General features: G+C 56.2%; 1 protein-coding gene and 1 tRNA gene. One reads left to right on the top strand and one right to left on the bottom strand.

Going from position 1 to position 2,568, the window contains the following annotated elements:
* The first annotated feature begins 235 nt into the window (after positions 1–235).
* Positions 236–1,597 carry an SEC-C metal-binding domain-containing protein gene (locus QZY07_RS20165; RefSeq protein ID WP_295406483.1) on the top strand — a complete coding sequence of 454 codons (1,362 nt, stop codon included), beginning with the start codon at positions 236–238 and terminating at the stop codon, positions 1,595–1,597.
* Between the two features lie 632 nt (positions 1,598–2,229).
* On the opposite strand, the gene QZY07_RS20160 is transcribed toward QZY07_RS20165, so the two are convergent.
* Positions 2,230–2,319 (bottom strand) — tRNA-Ser (locus tag QZY07_RS20160).
* Positions 2,320–2,568: the final 249 nt, after the last annotated feature.

Below are 2,568 nucleotides of genomic sequence, written 5' to 3'. Positions count from 1 at the left end.
GGAAGGCGGGGGAGCCAACATCGTGGATCGCTTCGGCGAGACAGAACGGACACTGGGGCAGCGCCAAACCGCTGCGATTGAGGGCGGCAGCACAACTTAAATTCGGGGAAAAACTGTCCTGGACAGGGGGTCCACTTTACCATTCAAGGAAATTATTCTCGGCCAAATCCTTAGGCATTTCGCTCTGGACGCGGTTTAATGGCAAAAATATCGACAGCGAGGCTCTGTCCTACTCATGAGCAAAGTTGGAAGAAATGACCCCTGTCGCTGTGGCAGCGGCAAGAAATATAAGAAATGCTGCCTCGCGAAAGACGAGAAACAACACCTTGAAAATACAAGGAAGGAGGATATAGGTGCGCTGTTCGAAGACGCGCCCTTCGTCGATGACGCATTCGATGGGACTGATGTGATCGAAGATTTCGAGGCGTCGCCCGGAATCGACGTGGAGCCCTATGTCTCCAAGACCATCGACAAGGAAATGCCTGAGATCGGCGAGCAAGCGCAAGCCCTGGTCGATGCCTGGTGGTCCGAATACGATGAGGTGATGGATGATCCGGACCAGGTTCTCCGTCATCTGCACGCGTTTTTCCAAGCCCACCCGGATCTCGTCGAAAACCTTGGGGTGGACGAGGCCCTGTTCGAGCTGGGTGCAAAGCTTGTCAGACTCGACCGAACCAGAGACTACATCGATTTCCTGAAGCATCTCCGCCAGACCTTTCCGGCGACCTATCTCAAGAGCTTCGCCTACTTCGATCGGGACATCATCGCCTACAGCATCATCGAGCAGGGCTCCGACGCCGACATCCAGACCTATCTGACGTGGTTCAAGGAATATCCGGATAGCGATGTGGACTTCCTGTTCGGGGTGATCAATTTCCTCATGGTGAGCGAGTGCGACGAGGCGCTCGTGGATCTCCTGGAATCAACCTACGACCCACTCATACGCTCACCCCAGGTCATCGGAGGTGACGACGCACTGGACATCCTGGTCTATGCCTATTGCACGGACTACCTCGACAGGGGCGGTGATCGCGCCAACCCAGAGCCACTGGTCGAGCAACTCAAGGCACTGCGGACTCCGCTGCGTGAGCCGTGGTACGACCCTAAGAGCCTGGAGACGACACTCGATCAGATCGTCGGAGATCTCGACGCGAGCTTCCTCGACAGCTTCCGCACGACGAAGGATGTTGCCCAGTTCCATAACACCGCCACCCTCAATTTCATGGGATGGCTGCACAGAGAAAAGGGCTTCAGTTGGATGAAGGCCCAGTTCTACCGCCAGCAAATGCTGCGGTACTTGTTGAAAAGCACGCCAAGCGGAAAGCGACCACGGCAGCCATTCACCTTCACCAAGCAGCTCGTCGACCAAACGTTGGCCCAAAATGCCCAATTTATCTTCTCATTGGACCCAACGCGGGCACTGGGCTCGATCAACGCCATGTACTGGTTTGGCGAGTACCTCGCTCAGCGCGACTTCATCTCCGCGGAGCTGGGCGCCGATGTGCAGCATTGGTGCGAAGAGATGTGGGAATCGGCAAGCACTGGCCTTCGGCGGGATGGCATCGAGGCCAACGCGTTCAAGGTCTTTCCATCTTGAACGACGCGATGCCGATGGCCTCGGGATCCATGGGAAAGTTGTCGGGGGCCAAGATGTTCGGGTGACCATCGACCTCAAACAGCGTCGGCAGTAAAAAATGCCTGGGCATCTTGTGCCTTGATATAGATGGATGAATGCGAGAGTCCGGCTGCGTCCTGAGCGACCGATCATGAGCGCGCCTTCCAGCGACCGGAAACGGAGTCTGCACTGCCGCTCAAGAGCCTGCGGTGAGCGTCCGGAATTGGCCGAGTCCTTCCGGTTAGCCGCCGCTGGTGGCTGAGAGGCAAGAGTCACTGGACTGGCTCGTCTCAGTGACCGGATTGGGTCATTCCCGACCTTCTCCCTTACCGCTGAGGCGGTGTGGCAATGCGGGCAACATCGCCGATGGCGAAGCGGGCGAATTTTCGAAATTCGCGACGAAAATAGCGTTTGGAATAGCAACGTCCAGAACGGAACGATCTTGGACGTATTGATCGAGGACAGTCAAAGTGTCAGATGCGACAAAGACAAAATTAAGGAGAATCTCAGGCGAATGTCGCCTGAACCGATGTCGCAGTGGGGGACCAATTGGGGGACCGCCTAAATCAATGACGACATAAGCGGCTGAATTAAAAGCGATTTCTTCATGTGATTGGCGGAGAGGGTGGGATTCGAACCCACGGTACGCTCGCGCGTACACCTGATTTCGAGTCAGGCCCATTCGGCCACTCTGGCACCTCTCCGGGAACGGCCAAGCTGTAATGAAATGCAGCCCGAACATTCTAATCTTGGGTTCGCTTCCTGTCTATCCGATTCAGCTGACAGCAATTCTCATTTTGACCCCGACGCGCTAGCCCGTCTTCGACTATTCGCGCCCATTTTGCACGTAACCCTTTGTTTGGCTGACGCCGTAGGGGCAAAGGTCGGCACTACAAGCGATTAGTGTATGAGGGCATGGAGCGCGGTGGTGATCCTCGGTGGCGGCTGCGCGG

It is taken from the genome of uncultured Thiocystis sp. (assembly GCF_903866365.1).
Taxonomy (GTDB): domain Bacteria; phylum Pseudomonadota; class Gammaproteobacteria; order Chromatiales; family Chromatiaceae; genus Chromatium.
Note: the sequence above shows the minus strand (reverse complement) of the source record. Positions and strands in the feature narration are given on the sequence as shown.

Excerpts from the sequence above, each read along its gene's own strand:
- QZY07_RS20165 (WP_295406483.1), top strand. The coding sequence starts at position 236 with ATGAGCAAAGTTGGAAGAAATGACCCCTGTCGCTGTGGCAGCGGCAAG.